The organism is Streptomyces sp. NPDC059696 (assembly GCF_042733745.1).
Lineage (GTDB): Bacteria > Actinomycetota > Actinomycetes > Streptomycetales > Streptomycetaceae > Streptomyces.
The window spans coordinates 226,364-242,615 of sequence record NZ_JBHWFG010000005.1 but is presented as its reverse complement, the minus strand read 5'-3'; the positions used below and the strand labels follow the sequence as shown (position 1 = coordinate 242,615).

Genomic DNA, 16,252 nt, shown 5'->3' with positions numbered 1-16,252 from the left:
CGTCCGGTGTGACCGCTGATGCTTTTGGTGCCGCACCGAGCAGACCCGGGCCGACCGGCCGGCCGCGCGGCGGCATCGACCATCCACGCTTTCACCCACGGGGGACACCCATGCCCATGCACATCCGAGCCGGCGCGCTCGCCGCACTCACCGTTGCCGCCCTCGCGGCGGGCACGGTCCTCACGGCCCCGGCCGCCGGTGCCGCGCCGACGGCCGCCGCACCCGCGTTCCTGTCGGCGTCCCAGCTCCCGCCGCACCCGGCCTCCACGTGGACGGCCGGCCCGGTCACCGAAGGGTTCCCGGAGGCACTCGGTACCTGTGTGAGCACGGAGGGCGTGCCCTCCTACGACTACCGGTACCGGGAGTTCCGGACCGACCTGGACACCAGTGCCGTGCAGCTGACCGTCGTGGCGGACACGGCCGCCCTGGCCAAGGCCCTGGCGAAGCACTACGACGACCTGATCCGCACCTGCGCCGACCGCCTGGAGAAGAACGACCCCGACATCGAGGCCGAGGGCCGGGACTACGGTGCGCTGCCCGTCGAGGAGGGCGCCCGCGTCCGCGGCGTGCACACGGAGACGTCCTGGGGCGCCACGGACATCTCGCTGCTGTCCGTCGGACGCGACGGCCGGACGGTCACCGTCGTGCGGTGGGGCCAGATGGGCGACTTCGGGGACGCCCCCGTCGCCGCCTTCAAGAAGACGACGACCACCGCCGTCAACAAGCTGTACTGACGCGCGTCCCTCGCGAGATACGGGGCCGTCCTCCTCCCACGGGGGTGGGGAGGACGGCCCCGTACCGGTTCCGGGGGCCGTCAAGACCGTCGTACTTCAGCCAACTTCAGCCGGGTGGCGCGCACCTCGCGCGCTCGCCCCGGCCCCTCCCCGGGTACGCACGGATCGGCAGCCGGACATCGGCCCATCGTCCGATCTCCGGCGGTCAGCATCCGTCCGGGGACGATGACCGGCTACCCTCTTGTCCCCCTCCCCTCCCGCGCCGTAGCGCTTCGCGCCCCGCCGCCCGCGGCGCCCGCGCGGTTCCGGTGGCCGAACACCCGGTCGTCGACGATCCGGCATGACTGCCGCGTTCGCGTTGGGGCATGGATCCCCGTGAACGTGTTCGAGCAGGGGGGAACCGACATCGGCGCGCGGGCGGGGGTCATGGAGAGGCAGGCACGACGAGGCGGTCCCATAACGATCGGGAGCTTCTCGGCGAAGACGGTGGAGGACAGGACCGACGATGTCACGGAACACGATCCGGCGCCGCAGTTGAGGCGCCGACTCGGGCGGGCGGACCTGCGGGCCGTACCCGAAGCGCGCAGGGCCCTGCGGGAACTGCTCGGGCAGTGGGGGAAACACGGGCAGTCCGACGTGGCGGAACTGCTCACCAGCGAACTCGTCACCAACGCGATCGTCCACACCGACCACGACGCGGTCCTCACGGCCACGGTCGGGCCCCGCGGACTGCGGGTGGAGGTCCGGGACTTCGTGGCCCGCAGACCCCGGCTGCGCGTCCCGGTCGCCGACGAGGGCACGAACGGCAGGGGCCTGCTCCTGGTGCAGTCCCTCGCGGACGCCTGGGGCGTACGGCCGCACGGCGTGGGCAAGTCCGTCTGGTTCGAGCTGGAGGCCGGCGCGGCCTGAACGCCGAAAGGGCGCGGCCCGCAGGCCACGCCCCTTCACCGCTGTGCCGCGGCCCGGCTAACCGAACTGCTGCTCAAGGTCCTTGAGCTTGCGCTCCAGGGAGTCCAGACGCGGCAGCGCCATGGTGTCGTCCTCCGCGGTGAGGTCGACGGTCACCGCGTCAGCTCCTTTGCGCACCGGCTGAAGGGAGGGACGCGAGCGCACGGGCAGGGGCTCCGGCGCGGATATGGCAGGCTCCGCGGAGACCTGCGAGGAGCCGCGCTCCACCTGCACCTCCAGCTGCCGTCCGCCACCGCGGCCGAAGTGACCGCGGTGACCGCGGCTGATCGCCTTCAGCTGCGCCCGCTCCACACGCTGCTGGTCGCGCCGCCGCTGCCGGGCCTCCTCCTTCTTGCGCATGTCGTCGCGCACCTCGTCGACCGCCTCGTCCAGGCTGCGCACACCCTCCAGGAGCATCAGCGACCAGGCGCGGTAGGTCTCGCGGGGGGCCCGCAGCCAGCGCACCATGCGGATCTGCGGCAGTGGGCGGGGCACCAGACCCTGCTCCCGCAGGGCGGCCCGGCGGGTCTGCTTCAGCGCGCGGTCGAACAGGACCGCCGCCGACAGGGACATGCCCGCGAAGAAGTGGGGGGCACCCGCGTGGCCGGCGCCCCGGGGGGCGTGCACCCAGTTGAACCAGGCCGCGGCGAAGGCGAACGTCCACACCAGTATCCGGGAGCCGAGCGCCGCGTCTCCGTGGCTGGCCTCGCGCACCGCGAGGACGGAGCAGAACATCGCCGCGCCGTCCAGGCCGAACGGGACGAGGTACTGCCAGCCGCCGGACAGTCCGAGGTTCTGCTCGCCGAAACCGACCAGGCCGTGGAAGGAGAGCAGGGCGGCGACGGCCGCACAGCAGAACAGAAGAAGATAGGAGAGGGTGCCGTAGAGGGCTTCCTTGCGTCTGCGGCGTTCCTCGCTGCGCTCCCAGGAGTCGTCCGCGCTCGTGTCCTTGACCGAGGAGCGCTTGCCGCGCGCGAGCACCGCCACCGCCGCCAGCATGCCCAGGAGAAGCACGGCGCCCGGAAGCAGCCAGTTCAGCGATATGTCGGTCAGTCTCATCTGGGTGGTCCCTTGCATTGGGATAGGGCGTAACGCCCGCCATAGTGGCCCAATCCCATCGGCCCTCAGGGGGTTTCGGTGCAAGAGACCGCCAAGGAAGTGCGAGGGAATGCCCAGGACGGCGATCTGCTCGAACTGTCGCTTGAGGGGCGGGAGTTGAGTTCGAACAAGACTACCCGCACGAGTGGTTCTCCGGAAAGTTCCCGTGACCCGTGGGGGTGATGTGATTCGCCGACGGGAGGTGGTGCTCGGGCCCCGGGGCTGGGTGGCCGGTCGCGTGATGATCTCGCGTGCTGATCTTACGGTCAGCCGGCTGTGGCCAGCAGCCTGGTGACGCGGTCCGTGTCGCAGGTGCGCGGGCAGGTGGTGCAGGTGTCCTCGGGGCGCAGCGTGTAGAACATGCAGCAGCTCGCGCGGTCCCGGGTGAGCAGCGGCTCGCCGCCGGGGCCGGTCAGCTCCCGGAACGCCGCCGTGCCCACGTACGGCTTGGTCGCGCCCGGCAGGAGCAGCTCCAGTTCGCGCATGGCGCGCCGCTCCTCGGTCTCGCCGAGCAACTGGGCGACGTACCACAGGCCTTCGACGATCTCGTCGGTCGCCATGCCCCACAGGGCGCGCCCGCGGCGGCGCATCCGGGGGCCGAAGCCGGTCAGTACCGGCTCCAGGTGCTCGGCGACCGCCGACCGGACCTCCGCCCGCAGCGCCTCCTCGTCCGGGACGACCCGGGCGCCGGGCAGCCCGGCCGCCTCGTCGCCGGGCAGGCAGGCGAAGCCGGCGGGGCGGACGGCCAGGCGTCCGAGGGCGTGGCCCGGGGCGGTGCGGTCGTAGGAGACATGGGTCACGGGGTAGCGGGGGACCCGGCGGTGCAGGAACCACGGCACGGTGATCAGGAGGCAGGCGGGCCATGCGTAGCGGTGCAGGCCGAAGCCGGCCACGACGTCGGGCCGGGCCTGCCGGTCGTAGTCGCGCCGGATCTGCTCCACGTCCCACGCCAGGAAGGCGTCGAGGGCGGGGCCGGCGGCTGCGAGGTCGGCTGCCGCCGCCCAGCCGTCGCCGCGGGGGGTGTCGTCGTCCGCGTGCAGTTCGGTGACGGCGAGGCCCGGGAGCACGTCGGCCAGGCGGGCGTAGGCGCCGGAGACGGCCGAAACGGGCGCAGGCATGTGATCACCGATCCGTCGGGAGAAACGGGGTTCTTGAAGGTAAGCCTAACCTTACTGAAGATCGCCGGAAATTGAACGGGGCTGTGAACCGGGGGCTTCGGCGCTTATGGTGCTGACGGGCGCGTGACAACCCGCCGTAATGACCCCAAGTACCGATACGTCCGGAGGAGGACCCGTGAGGCAGGGAGCGCAGGGCTCTGCGGACACGGGGGCTCACGCACCGTGGGGAGCCGCGGCGGCTTCGGCGTCGGATCCGGCTTCGGTGTCAGGCCCGGTCTCGGCGGCACGATCGGCTTCGGTGTCAGGATCGGCTTCGCTGTCGGCGGCTGCGTCGGCCGGGTCCGGGCGGGTGCCGCGGCAGGTCGGCGGCGTGCGAGGCGAGCACACGCACAGTGAGCCGGCCGCGCCGGTCGCCCCGCGGGTCCGGCCCGTGGTGCAGCGGGCCTCGGTGCGCGGGCAGATCCTGGACGCGTTGCGCGCCGCGCTGGTGGCGGGGGATCTGCGGCCCGGCGAGGTGTACTCGGCACCGGTGCTCGGCGAGCGGTTCGGGGTCTCGGCGACGCCGGTCCGGGAGGCCATGCAGCAACTGGCCCTCGAAGGCGCGGTCGAGGTCGTTCCCAACCGTGGGTTCCGCGTGGTCGAGCGAGGCGTTCGGGAGCTGGCGGAACTGGCCGAGGTCCGGGCGCTGATCGAAGTCCCGGTGATGCTGCGGCTGGCCCGCACCGTTCCCGCCGAGCGCTGGGCCGAGCTGCGCCCGCTCGCCGAGGCGACGGTCCGCGCGGCGTCATCGGGCTGCCGTGCCACCTACGCGGAGTCCGACCGGGGGTTCCACCGGGCCGTGCTGTCCCTGGCGGGCAACGCGCAGCTGGTGCAGATCGCGGAGGACCTGCACCGCAGGGCGCAGTGGCCGCTGGTCGGGGGTGGGCGCGGGGTGCGGGCGCGGGCCGATCTGCTGGCGGACGCGCACGAGCACACGGCGTTGCTGGACGCGCTGGTGGCGCGGGATCTCGATGTGGTCAGGGCGCTGGTGGGGGAGCACTTCGCGGGGGCGGGCGCCGTCGGCTGAGCGGCCGGGGTCCGCGCCCGCCGCCGGGTGGTGGGTCGGGGCCGCGCCGGGGGGTGTCCGTCCTCGGAACGGCGCGATGGACGCACATGCCGACTGACTGTTCGTTGACGCGCCAACCGCTGCGGGCGGACACCCCCCGACGCGTCCCCTTCTCGCCGTACGCGGGTGCGGGAGCGCTCGGCTGCGGGCAGTCGTGCCGCCAGGGGCGGCACGGGTGGGCGTGGGCGTCCCCCCTGCCAGCGGAGCCGAGAGCTTGGGGGAGGCACCCCGCTCCGCCGGGCCGCGGATCCGCCCGGCCCGAGCGGCGACCCCGAGTGCCTACGCCGTCGCGGCCGGCGGCACCGGCGGAGCCAACTGGCGGGACAGCCACGTCGGTACGCCGCCGAGCAGCCGGAACAGCCGTCGCGCCTCCTCACGCAGCCGCGACGCCTCCGGCTCCGTCTCCGTGTCCGCGAGGGACACCAGGGCCGGGGCCGTACCGACCAGGTAGCCCAGCTCCTCCCGAAGCCGCAGCGACTCCGCGAAACCGTGCCGTGCCTCCGCCAACTCCCCTTCGCGCAGGGCGAGTCCGGCCAGGTGGCGCCAGGTGAACGACAGCAGCAGCGGGTCGGAGTGCGCCGTCGCGCCCGCGTGGGCCCGGCGGTATGCGGCGCGGGCGGCCTGGGGGGCGCTCGTCAGGTTCTCCGCCAGCAGACCGCGACGGAAGTCCAGCAGCGCCCGCGCGGGAGCCCCGGGAGGGAGCAGTGCCGCCGCCCGGCCGAGCGCCGCCCGTGCCTCGTCAGCCCGGTCCCGTACCGCGAGCAGGGTCGCCGCGTAGGCCAAGTAACCGCGTTCACAAGCGGCCGCGCCCCGCTCGTCGTCGCTGTGGGCCATCGCCTCGGCCGTGCGCAGCGCGTCCTCCGCCTCTTCCCAGCCCTGCTCGGTGTACAGACACCGCTCCACCAGGAGCGACGCCCGTTGCAGCGCCGCCGCCGGTGTGGCCGGCAGGAGCAGGGCGGCCGCGTCGGACCAGCACCCGCGTGAGCGCAGCCGCCATACCGCGGTCTGGAGGGGATCGTCACCGGCGGTCGTTCCGTTACCAGACATGGCGGTATGCGCCACGTTGCCCTCCCCGAGCACGCCATCGAGCTGTTGAGTGGTGGCGGCATCTCAGCACGAATCGACGGGCCGGGCCAAGAGGGTGGGTGAAGGATTTCACAAAGTCGTGGGATCCCGGGGTGCCCCGGGTTTGCCCCCGGGACACCCCGCGTATCAGCTCATCCGCAGTGCCAGGAAGAAGTCCAGCTTGTCCTCCAGGCGCGACAGGTCACGACTCGTCAACTGCTCGATTCGGCCGACCCGGTAGCGCAGCGTGTTGACGTGCAGGTGCAGACGGGTGGCGCAGCGGGTCCAGGAGCCGTCGCAGTCGAGGAAGGCCTCCAGGGTGGGGATCAGCTCGGCGCGGTGGCGGCGGTCGTAGTCCCGCAGCGGGTCCAGCAGGCGGGCCGTGAAGGCGCGGCGGACGTCGTCCGGGACGAAGGGCAGCAGCAGGACGTGCGAGGCCAGCTCCTGGTGGCCGGCCGCGCAGACGCGGCCCGGGCGGGCCGCCGCGACCCGCCGGGCGTGGCGGGCCTCCTCCAGCGCGCCGCGCAGCCCCTCCGCCGAGTGGACCGCCGCGCTGACGCCCAGCGTGAGCCGGCCGTCGCCGTCGAGGCCCGCCGTGAGGGGTTCCCGTACCGACGCCAGGAGCGTGTCCGCGTGGACGCCGGGCTCCGGACCCTCGTGCTCCGCCGAGACCGCGGGGAGCGGGACCAGGGCGATGGCCTCGTCACCGGTGTGGGCCACCGCGATGCGGTCGGAGTGCTCCGGCCCGGCGACGGCGGGGTCCACGAGGACTTCCTCCAGCAGGGCCTGCGCCACCGGGCCGCCCTCGATCCCCTCGCCCTCCCAGTCGACGCGGGCCACGACCACCTGCCAGTGCGGCGCGGAGCCCAGGCCGGGCAGCAGCACCGGCGCGGCCACGCGCAGGCGGGCGGCGATCTCGGCGGGCGCCGCGCCCGCCTGGACCAGTTCCAGGACCTCCTGGGCCAGCCGGCGGCGGACCGTGCGGGCCGCGTCGCGGCGGTCCCGTTCGACGGCGATGAGCTGGGTGACGCCGTAGAGCAGATCCAGCCGCTCGTCGGGCCAGTCGCCGGCGTCCGCCTCCACGGCCAGCAGCCAGTCCGCCAGGACGCTCTCGCGGACGTCCCGGGCGGGCTGCGGGGAGCGGCCCGTGGAGCGGACCGGGAACAGGGAGTACGTCGTGGCGCCCAGGGTGACGCGGTGGGGGCCGCGGCGGCCCGTCCGGGTGGCGGCCAGGTGTTCCCCGGCGAGCCGGGCGCACGCCTCGGGCGGCAGGGCGGGGCCCGTCGCCTTCGAGCCCGCGATCAGCCGGCCGGTGGGGGAGAGCACCCAGGCCCGCAGGTCCAGGTCGGTGCCGAGCAGGTCGAGGACGACGTCGGGGCCGCCGCCGGCCGGTCCCGCGGTCATCATCCGGCGGTGCCGGTCGACGACCGCCGCCAGGTCTCCGGCGCGCTCGCCGGAGACCTGCCGTACGACGTGCTCGGTGATCGTCGCGAACGCCACGGACTCGTGCACCGCGAAGAGCGGCAGGCGGTGCCGGGCGCAGGCCACGACCAGGTCCTCCGGCACGTCACCGAGCTCCGCCTCGCCCGCGGCGAGGGCCGTCACGCCCGCCTGCACCAGGATCCGGACGAACGGCTCCGAGTCGTCGGCGTCCCGGCGCCACGCCAGGCCCGTGAGCACCAGTTCGCCGCCCGCGAGATAGCGGCTGGGGTCGCGCAGGTCGGTGGTCATCACACCCCGGACGGTGCGGTCCAGCTCGTCCTCGCCGCCGAGCAGCTTGAGGCCCAGCGCATCGGTGTCCAGCAGTGCGCGCAGCCGCATTCTCGTCGCCGCCGTTCTTTGTCTCGAATTCAAGCCCTGCCCCGGCTGTGTTCCAGGTCACGCGGTCGTATCGCGTGTTTCCACAGGAGAACGAGGAGGTTTCCACGGGCCTCCGTTCATACGAATCTACAAGATGCCTGTCCTGGCCAGCCAACTCCTTCATGGTTTCCGTGACTGACTCGCTTGGCGCAACGCGCTGTGTACTGAGGCCACTACGCGTTAACAGCACATGAACGAGCCGGGACCGCCGCACACGGATTGGCTCAATCTGAACGCCCCACGAGAAGACGAAGAAGAGAGCCGGTCATGGACTTCCTTCGCCCCGCCAGCTGGGAGGAGGCGCTCGCCGCGAAAGCCGAGCACCCCACAGCTGTGCCGATTGCGGGTGGCACCGACGTGATGGTCGAGATCAACTTCGACCACCGCCGGCCCGAGTACCTCTTGGACCTGAACCGCATCGGCGACCTCTCCGAGTGGGAGGTCGGCGAGGAGAGCGTGCGGCTCGGCGCATCCGTGCCCTACACCAAGATCATGGAGAACCTGCGCGCCGAGCTGCCGGGTCTCGCCCTCGCCTCGCACACGGTCGCCTCCCCGCAGATCCGCAACCGTGGCGGCGTCGGCGGCAACCTCGGCACCGCCTCCCCGGCCGGGGACGCCCACCCCGCCCTGCTCGCCGCGGGCGCCGAGGTGGAGGTGGAGTCGGTGCGCGGGAGCCGTCTCATCCCCATCGACGCGTTCTACACCGGTGTGAAGCGCAACGCGCTCGCGGCCGACGAGCTGATCCGCGCCGTGCACGTGAAGAAGGCCGACGGGCCGCAGCAGTTCTCCAAGGTGGGCACCCGGAACGCGATGGTCATCGCCGTGTGCGCCTTCGGGCTCGCGCTGCACCCCGAGACGCGGACCGTGCGGACCGGGATCGGTTCGGCCGCCCCGACACCCGTCCGGGCCAAGGCCGCCGAGGAGTTCCTGAACGCCGCGCTGGAGGAGGGCGGCTTCTGGGACAACGGAAAGATCGTCACCCCGTCGGTCGCCAAGCAGTTCGCGGACCTGTGCTCCGCCGCCTGCAACCCGATCGACGACGTCCGGGGCACCGCGAGCTACCGCCGCCACGCGGTCGGCGTCATGGCCCGCCGCACGCTGACCTGGACCTGGGAGTCCTACCGCGGCACCCGCCGCCTCACCGAGGGAGCTGCGTGATGCGTGTCACCTTCACGGTCAACGGCCGTCAGCAGGAAGCCGACGACGTGTGGGAGGGCGAGTCCCTGCTGTACGTGCTGAGGGAGCGGCTCGGCCTGCCGGGTTCGAAGAACGCCTGCGAGCAGGGCGAGTGCGGCTCGTGCACGGTCCGGCTGGACGGCGTGCCGGTGTGCTCCTGCCTGGTCGCCGCCGGGCAGGTGGAGGGCCGCGAGGTCGTCACCGTCGAGGGCCTCGCCGACTTCGCCAGGCAGCGCGCCGAGGGCGGCGGCTGCGCCTCCGGCGCCTGCGGTACGTCGCTGCAGGACGCCCAGCACTGGGAGGCCAAGGGCACCGACTCGCAGACCGGCGAGGGCACCGAGCTGTCCGCCATCCAGCAGGCGTTCATCGACGCCGGCGCCGTCCAGTGCGGCTTCTGCACCCCCGGCCTGCTCGTCGCGGCCGACGAGATGCTGGAGCGCAATCCCAACCCGAGCGACGCGGACATCCGCGAGGCGCTGTCGGGCAACCTGTGCCGCTGCACCGGCTACGAGAAGATCATGGACGCGGTCCGCCTCGCGGCCGCCCGGCAGTCGGAGGCGGTCTGAGCATGGCGTCCCCCAGCGGTACCCCCACGAAGATCACCCAGGGCTCCCGGACGAAGGGCGGCATCGGCGAGTCCACGCTGCGCCCCGACGGCACCCTCAAGGTCACCGGCGAGTTCGCGTACTCGTCCGACATGTGGCACGAGGACATGCTGTGGGGGCAGATCCTCCGCTCGACCGTCGCGCACGCCGAGATCGTGTCCATCGACACCGGCGAGGCCCTGGCCATGCCGGGCGTGTACGCCGTGATGACGTACGACGACCTGCCGACCGACGTGAAGAACTACGGGCTGGAGATCCAGGACACCCCGGTCCTCGCCCACGGCAAGGTCCGCCACCACGGCGAGCCCGTCGCCATCGTGGCCGCCGACCACCCGGAGACCGCGCGCCGGGCCGCCGCGAAGATCAAGGTCGAGTACCGCGAGCTGCCCGTCATCACCGACGAGGCCTCCGCGACCGCCCCGGACGCGCTGCTCGTCCACGACAACCGCGACGACCACCACGCCGGTCACGTCCCGCACCCCAACATCGTGCACCGCCAGCCGATCGTCCGCGGCGATGTCACGGCCGCCCGGGAGCGGGCCGATGTGATCGTCACGGGCGAGTACACCTTCGGCATGCAGGACCAGGCCTTCCTCGGCCCCGAGTCCGGCCTCGCCGTGCCGGAGGAGGACGGCGGCGTCCACCTCTACATCGCCACCCAGTGGCTGCACAGCGACCTGCGCCAGATCGCGCCCGTGCTGGGCCTGCCCGAGGACAAGGTGCGGATGACGCTCTCCGGCGTCGGCGGCGCGTTCGGCGGCCGCGAGGACCTGTCGATGCAGATCCACGCCTGCCTGCTGGCCCTGCGCACCGGCAAGCCCGTCAAGATCGTCTACAACCGGTTCGAGTCGTTCTTCGGGCACGTCCACCGCCACCCCGCGAAGCTGTACTACGAGCACGGGGCCACCAAGGACGGCAAGCTCACCCACATGAAGTGCCGGATCGTCCTGGACGGCGGCGCCTACGCCTCGGCCTCCCCGGCCGTGGTCGGCAACGCCTCCTCCCTGTCCGTCGGCCCGTACGTGGTCGAGGACGTCGACATCGAGGCCATCGCCCTCTACACCAACAACCCGCCCTGCGGCGCGATGCGCGGCTTCGGCGCGGTCCAGGCGTGCTTCGCCTACGAGGCGCAGATGGACAAGCTCGCCGCGAAGCTCGGCATGGACCCGGTGGAGTTCCGCCGGCTCAACGCCATGGAGCAGGGCACGCTCCTGCCGACCGGCCAGCCCGTCGACTCCCCGGCCCCGGTCGCCGAACTGCTGCGCCGTGTCAAGGCGATGCCGATGCCGCCGGAGCGCCAGTGGGAGTCCAGCGAGGGCGCCGACGTACGGCAGCTGCCGGGCGGCCTGTCCAACACCACGCACGGCGAGGGCGTCGTACGCGGCGTCGGCTACGCGGTCGGCATCAAGAACGTGGGCTTCTCCGAGGGGTTCGACGACTACTCCACCGCCAAGGTCCGCATGGAGGTCGTCGCCGGCGAGCCCGTCGCCACCGTGCACACCGCCATGGCGGAGGTCGGCCAGGGCGGCGTCACCGTCCACGCGCAGATCGCCCGCACCGAGCTGGGCGTCACGCAGGTGACCATCCACCCGGCCGACACCCAGGTGGGCAGCGCCGGTTCGACCTCGGCCTCACGGCAGACGTACGTCACCGGCGGCGCGGTGAAGAACTCCTGCGAGCTGGTCCGCGAGAAGGTCCTGGAGATCGGGCGCCGCAAGTTCGGCTCCTCCCACCCGGCCTGGGCGACGGCCGAGCTGCTCCTGGAGGGCGGCAAGGTCGTCACCGACGGCGGCGAGGTCCTCTCGGACCTGGCCGACGTGCTGGAGGGCGAGACCGTGGAGGTCGAGGCGGAGTGGCGGCACCGGCCGACCGAGCCCTTCGACCTGCGCACCGGGCAGGGCAACGGGCACGTGCAGTACTCCTTCGCCGCGCACCGGGCCGTCGTCGAGGTCGACACCGAGCTCGGCCTGGTGAAGGTCATCGAACTGGCCTGCGCCCAGGACGTCGGCAAGGCGCTCAACCCGCTGTCGGTGCTCGGCCAGATCCAGGGCGGCACCACACAGGGCCTGGGCGTGGCGGTCATGGAGGAGATCGTCGTCGACCCGAAGACGGCGAAGGTCAAGAACCCCTCCTTCACCGACTACCTGATCCCGACCATCCTCGACACGCCGACCATCCCGGTCGACGTCCTCGAACTCGCCGACGAGCACGCCCCGTACGGGCTGCGCGGCATCGGTGAGGCACCGACCCTGTCGTCGACCCCGGCCGTCCTCGCGGCGATCCGGAACGCGACCGGGCTCGAGCTGAACCGGACTCCGGTGAGGCCCGAGCACCTGACGGGCACCCAGCTCTCCGAGGGCTGAGCAGTCACGTTCCCCTGGGGGCTTCGTCCCCCAGGGCTCCTTGTTCGTCTCGGGCCGTCCCCCGGGTCGTGAACATCCCAACCCCCTTTGAAACTTGGGAGACGGCACCCATGACCCAGCAATCACTGGAGCCGAGGACCACAGCCGACGACGCGGGTGAAGGCACCCGCGTCCCGGCCGGACGGTCCTGGCTGGACAGGTACTTCCACATATCCCACAGAGGGTCCACGGTCGCCCGTGAAGTGCGCGGCGGCATCACGACCTTCATGGCGATGGCGTACATCCTCCTGCTCAACCCCCTGATCCTGTCCGGCAAGGACGCGGCCGGGGCCACGCTCGCCCAGCCGGCCCTGATCACCGCGACCGCGTTCGCGGCGGCCTTCACCACCCTGCTGATGGGCTTCGTCGGCAAGGTGCCCCTGGCCCTCGCTGCCGGGCTCTCCGTCTCCGGAGTCCTCGCCTCCCAGGTCGCGCCCGAGATGACGTGGCCGCAGGCGATGGGCATGTGCGTGATGTACGGCGTGGTCATCATGCTGCTGGTCGTCACCGGCCTGCGTGAGATGATCATGAACGCGATCCCGCTCGCGCTCAAGCACGGCATCACCATGGGCATCGGCCTGTTCATCGCCCTCATCGGCTTCTACAAGTCGGGTTTCGTGCACCAGGGCAAGGCCACGCCCCTCGCGCTCGGCCCCGCCGGTGAACTGGCCGGCTGGCCGGTGCTGCTCTTCGCGGGCACCCTGCTGCTGATCTTCATGCTCCAGGCCCGCAACGTCCCGGGCGCCATCCTCATCGGCATCGCCAGCGGCACGGTCGTCGCGGCGGTCCTGAACGCGGCCGGCGTCATCGACCCCCGGCAGTGGGCCGGTGGCGCACCCGAACTGCACGGCAGCGCCGTCTCCATGCCCGACTTCTCGCTCTTCGGGGACGTGCGGTTCGGCGGCTGGGGCGAGGTCGGCGCGATGACGGTCGGGATGATCGTCTTCACGCTGGTGCTCGCCGGGTTCTTCGACGCGATGGCCACCATCATCGGCGTCGGCACCGAGGCCAAGCTCGCCGACGACAAGGGCCGCATGCCGGGCCTGTCCAAGGCACTGTTCATCGACGGGGCCGGCGGCGCGATCGGAGGCGTGTCCGGCGGCTCGGGCCAGACGGTGTTCATCGAGTCGGCGACCGGTGTCGGCGAGGGCGCCCGTACCGGCCTCGCCTCCGTGGTGACGGGCCTGTTCTTCGCGGCCTGCCTGTTCTTCACCCCGCTCACGGCGATCGTGCCGCAGGAGGTCGCGTCCGCCGCCCTCGTCGTCATCGGCGCCATGATGCTGATGAACGCCCGGCACGTGGACTGGGCCGACCGGGCCACCGCCGTCCCGGTGTTCCTCACGGTCGTCCTGATGCCGTTCACGTACACCATCACCACTGGCGTCGCCGCGGGCGTCGTCTCCTACGTCGCCATCAAGACAGCCCAGGGCAAGTGGCGCGAGATCGGCGCCTTCATGTGGATCCTCACGGCGGTGTTCCTCGTGTACTTCGCCCTCAACCCGATCGAGAGCTGGCTGGGCGTCCACTGACGCCCACGCCCCGGCCGCAACCCCAAGGAGACCGAGACAGATGCTGGACATCGCCGAGGAGCTGAACCGGTGGGTCGAGCAGGGCCGTGACTTCGCCGTCGCCACCGTGGTGGCCGTCGGCGGCAGCGCGCCCCGCCAGCCCGGCGCCGCGCTCGCGGTGGACGCCGAGGGCACGGCGATCGGCTCGGTCTCCGGCGGCTGCGTCGAGGGCGCGGTCTACGAACTGTGCGAACAGGCGCTGCGGGACGGCGAAACCGTCCTGGAGCGCTTCGGCTACAGCGACGACGACGCCTTCGCGGTGGGCCTCACCTGCGGCGGCGTCATCGACATCCTGGTCACCCCGGTACGGGCCGCCGATCCGGTCCGCCCGGTGGTCGCGTCCGCGCTCGCCGCCGCCGCCGAAGGAGAGGCGGCGGCGGTGGCGCGGATCGTCTCGGGGCCGCCCGAACTGACGGGCCGCGCGCTGCTGGTCCGTCCCGACGGATCCTTCGAGGGCGGCTTCGGCGCCCACCCGGAACTCGACCGCACGGTCGCCGCCGAGGCCGGCGCCTTCCTGGACGCCGGCCGCACCGGCACCCTGGAGATCGGCGAACAGGGCTCACGCTGCGGGGCGCCCCTCACGGTCCTCGTCGAGTCCTCGGTCCCCGCACCCCGCATGATCGTCTTCGGGGCGATCGACTTCGCCTCCGCCCTGGTGCGCATGGGCAAGTTCCTCGGCTACCACGTCACCGTGTGCGACGCGCGACCCGTCTTCGCGACCCGCACGCGCTTCCCCGAGGCCGACGAGATCGTGGTCGACTGGCCCCACCGCTACCTGGAGGGCACCGACGTCGACGCCCGCACCGTCCTGTGCGTCCTCACCCACGACGCCAAGTTCGACGTGCCCCTGCTGCAGCTGGCGCTGCGCCTGCCGGTGGCGTACGTCGGTGCCATGGGCTCCCGGCGCACCCACCTGGACCGCAACGCCCGCCTGCGAGAAGTGGGCGTCACCGAACTGGAGTTGAGCCGGCTGCGCTCGCCGATCGGCCTGGACCTCGGGGCCCGCACACCCGAGGAGACGGCCCTGTCGATCGCGTCGGAGATCGTCGCCGGCCGGCGGGGCGGCAGCGGCGTGTCCCTGACCGGGGCACACACGCCGATCCACCACGAGCCGGGCCCGGCGACGGCCGGGCGGATCGGGTCGGTGGCCTGAACCGGGCCGGGGCGCCGGGCCGCGTCCGAGCCGGCGGTTCAGGGCCTCACGAGCAGGCGGTTCACGGCGTCGAGCACGCGGTTCAGGGCTGCCGGAGCAGCCCGTTCAGGGCCCGCCCGAACACGTACCGCGAGGAGTGCCGCACCACGCCGTCGAAGAGCGACGGCAGGAACCGGACACGGATCTCCTCCCGCCAGATGACCCGCGCACGGCCGCCCGGCCCGGGCCGCACCTCGAGTTCGGCCCACCCCAGCACCACACGGCCCCGCTTCTCCAGCCGGCACAGGCCCGCCGCCCCGTCCACGGGCGGCTGCCACACGGTGACCTCCATGGGGTCGTCGAAGCCCAGCGGTCCGGCGCCCGAGCGGGCCACGACGAGAGTCCCCTCGCGTGTGGGCCCGGGCGGCACGACCCTGACCACGGTCATCGGCACCGCGTCACCGTGCCGCTGCCAGCGGGTGATCCGCCGCCACGCCTCGTCGAGGGGGAGCGGGGCCGTGCGTTCGAGCAGGAAGTTCGCCACGCTCCGATCGTAGGGAACCGGCGCGGCGTCAGCGGTACACCTCGCCCGGCTCCGCCTGTCCAGGCGCCAGCAACTGGGGCACCGTCACGAAGACGTAGCCGCGCTCCTTGAGGGCGTCGATGATCCCGGGCACCGCCGGCACCGTGCCGTCGTAGAGGTCGTGGAGCAGGATGATCCCGTCCCGGGAGGCCTGGGCGAGGACGCGGCGGGTGATGAGGTCGGAGTCGGTCGTCCGGTAGTCCTTGGCCGTCACGGTCCACAGCACCTCGGCCAGGCCCAGTTCGCGGCAGATCTCGTGGACGGTGCCGTCGGTGCGGCCCTGCGGCGGGCGCATCAGGGTCGGACGCCGGCCGGTGAGGCGTTCTATCTCGTCGTTGGGGCGCTCCAGTTCCTCGCGTATCTCCTCGGGGCTCAGCCGGGTCAGAATCTTGTGGTCCCAGGTGTGACTGGCCACTTCGTGGCCCTCGTCGGCCATGCGCCGCACCAGGTCCGGGTACTTCTCGATGTGTCTCCTGCCGAGGAGGAAGAAGGTCGCCGGGACCTGCTTCTCCTTGAGGACGTCCAGCAGCCGCGCCGAGTGCTCGCTCGGCCCGGCGTCGAAGGTGAGGGCGATGCACTTGACCTCGCGGCAGTCGACGGCGCCGAAACGGGCCGGCTGCACGTCGGTCACCGGGCGGGCCCGCACGGCGCTGGGAGCCGTGGTGCCGCTTCCCGCGCAACCGCTCAGGGCGAGGGTGAGAGCGGCGGTCGCCGCGAGTGTCGCGGTTCGGAACGCGGTCCCCGTTTTCTTCATCTTCTGGGTCAGAGAAGGCATGCCGGGACTATACATTGCGTGTATACGCGTGGTTTATAGTCGCCGAGGTGTTCCCTGACGGACCTGACCTGGTGTTTGAGCGA

14 protein-coding genes are annotated in these 16,252 nt (G+C 72.4%); 8 read left to right on the top strand and 6 right to left on the bottom strand.

Annotated features, from left to right (window positions below):
• Positions 1-110 precede the first annotated feature (110 nt).
• Entirely contained in the window at positions 111-734 is a 624-nt protein-coding gene (locus tag ACFV20_RS07855) for a hypothetical protein (protein ID WP_385653659.1), read from the top strand.
• Between the two features lie 426 nt (positions 735-1,160).
• On the top strand, positions 1,161-1,643 hold the full coding sequence (locus tag ACFV20_RS07850; protein ID WP_385653748.1) for an ATP-binding protein: 483 nt from the start codon (positions 1,161-1,163) through the stop codon (positions 1,641-1,643).
• A gap of 57 nt (positions 1,644-1,700) precedes the next feature.
• On the opposite strand, the gene ACFV20_RS07845 is transcribed toward ACFV20_RS07850, so the two are convergent.
• Together ACFV20_RS07845 and ACFV20_RS07840 are read right to left on the bottom strand one after the other, a co-directional pair.
• Positions 1,701-2,741: a DUF2637 domain-containing protein gene (locus ACFV20_RS07845; RefSeq protein ID WP_385653657.1), complete on the bottom strand. Its 1,041-nt coding sequence runs from the start codon at positions 2,739-2,741 to the stop codon at positions 1,701-1,703.
• Between the two features lie 305 nt (positions 2,742-3,046).
• Positions 3,047-3,898 (bottom strand): (2Fe-2S)-binding protein, encoded by an 852-nt coding sequence (locus tag ACFV20_RS07840; RefSeq protein ID WP_385653656.1) that lies wholly within the window; start codon positions 3,896-3,898, stop codon positions 3,047-3,049.
• A gap of 175 nt (positions 3,899-4,073) precedes the next feature.
• Between ACFV20_RS07840 and ACFV20_RS07835 the strand changes: the two genes are divergently transcribed.
• Positions 4,074-4,964, top strand: coding sequence for a GntR family transcriptional regulator (locus tag ACFV20_RS07835; protein ID WP_385653655.1), 891 nt, complete (start codon positions 4,074-4,076; stop codon positions 4,962-4,964).
• Between the two features lie 318 nt (positions 4,965-5,282).
• On the opposite strand, the gene ACFV20_RS07830 is transcribed toward ACFV20_RS07835, so the two are convergent.
• The gene (locus ACFV20_RS07830) at positions 5,283-6,050 is read right to left on the bottom strand and encodes a hypothetical protein (protein ID WP_385653654.1); all 768 of its coding nucleotides are present in this window, start codon (positions 6,048-6,050) and stop codon (positions 5,283-5,285) included.
• A gap of 165 nt (positions 6,051-6,215) precedes the next feature.
• Positions 6,216-7,889 (bottom strand): PucR family transcriptional regulator, encoded by a 1,674-nt coding sequence (locus ACFV20_RS07825; protein ID WP_385653652.1) that lies wholly within the window; start codon positions 7,887-7,889, stop codon positions 6,216-6,218.
• Positions 7,890-8,195: 306 nt separating this feature from the next.
• On the opposite strand from ACFV20_RS07825, the gene ACFV20_RS07820 reads away from it, so the two are divergent.
• The 5 genes from ACFV20_RS07820 (at position 8,196) to ACFV20_RS07800 (ending at position 14,832) form a co-directional block, all read left to right on the top strand.
• Positions 8,196-9,086, top strand: coding sequence for an FAD binding domain-containing protein (locus tag ACFV20_RS07820; RefSeq protein WP_385653650.1), 891 nt, complete (start codon positions 8,196-8,198; stop codon positions 9,084-9,086).
• Complete coding sequence (locus ACFV20_RS07815) at positions 9,086-9,670, top strand: (2Fe-2S)-binding protein (RefSeq protein WP_385653647.1); 585 nt, start codon at positions 9,086-9,088, stop codon at positions 9,668-9,670. Before ACFV20_RS07820 ends, ACFV20_RS07815 begins: the two co-directional genes overlap by 1 nt.
• 2 nt (positions 9,671-9,672) lie before the next feature.
• On the top strand, positions 9,673-12,072 hold the full coding sequence (locus tag ACFV20_RS07810) for a xanthine dehydrogenase family protein molybdopterin-binding subunit (protein ID WP_385653644.1): 2,400 nt from the start codon (positions 9,673-9,675) through the stop codon (positions 12,070-12,072).
• A gap of 110 nt (positions 12,073-12,182) precedes the next feature.
• The gene (locus ACFV20_RS07805) at positions 12,183-13,640 is read left to right on the top strand and encodes an NCS2 family permease (RefSeq protein ID WP_385653642.1); all 1,458 of its coding nucleotides are present in this window, start codon (positions 12,183-12,185) and stop codon (positions 13,638-13,640) included.
• Positions 13,641-13,680: 40 nt separating this feature from the next.
• A complete protein-coding gene (locus ACFV20_RS07800; RefSeq protein ID WP_385653641.1) occupies positions 13,681-14,832 on the top strand; it encodes an XdhC family protein in 1,152 nt (383 codons plus the stop codon).
• A gap of 82 nt (positions 14,833-14,914) precedes the next feature.
• Here ACFV20_RS07800 and ACFV20_RS07795 read toward each other — a convergent pair whose 3' ends face one another.
• Positions 14,915-15,355 (bottom strand): SRPBCC family protein, encoded by a 441-nt coding sequence (locus ACFV20_RS07795; RefSeq protein ID WP_385653639.1) that lies wholly within the window; start codon positions 15,353-15,355, stop codon positions 14,915-14,917.
• A 28-nt stretch (positions 15,356-15,383) separates the two neighbouring features.
• Positions 15,384-16,169 carry a polysaccharide deacetylase family protein gene (locus ACFV20_RS07790; protein WP_385653637.1) on the bottom strand — a complete coding sequence of 262 codons (786 nt, stop codon included), beginning with the start codon at positions 16,167-16,169 and terminating at the stop codon, positions 15,384-15,386.
• Positions 16,170-16,252: the final 83 nt, after the last annotated feature.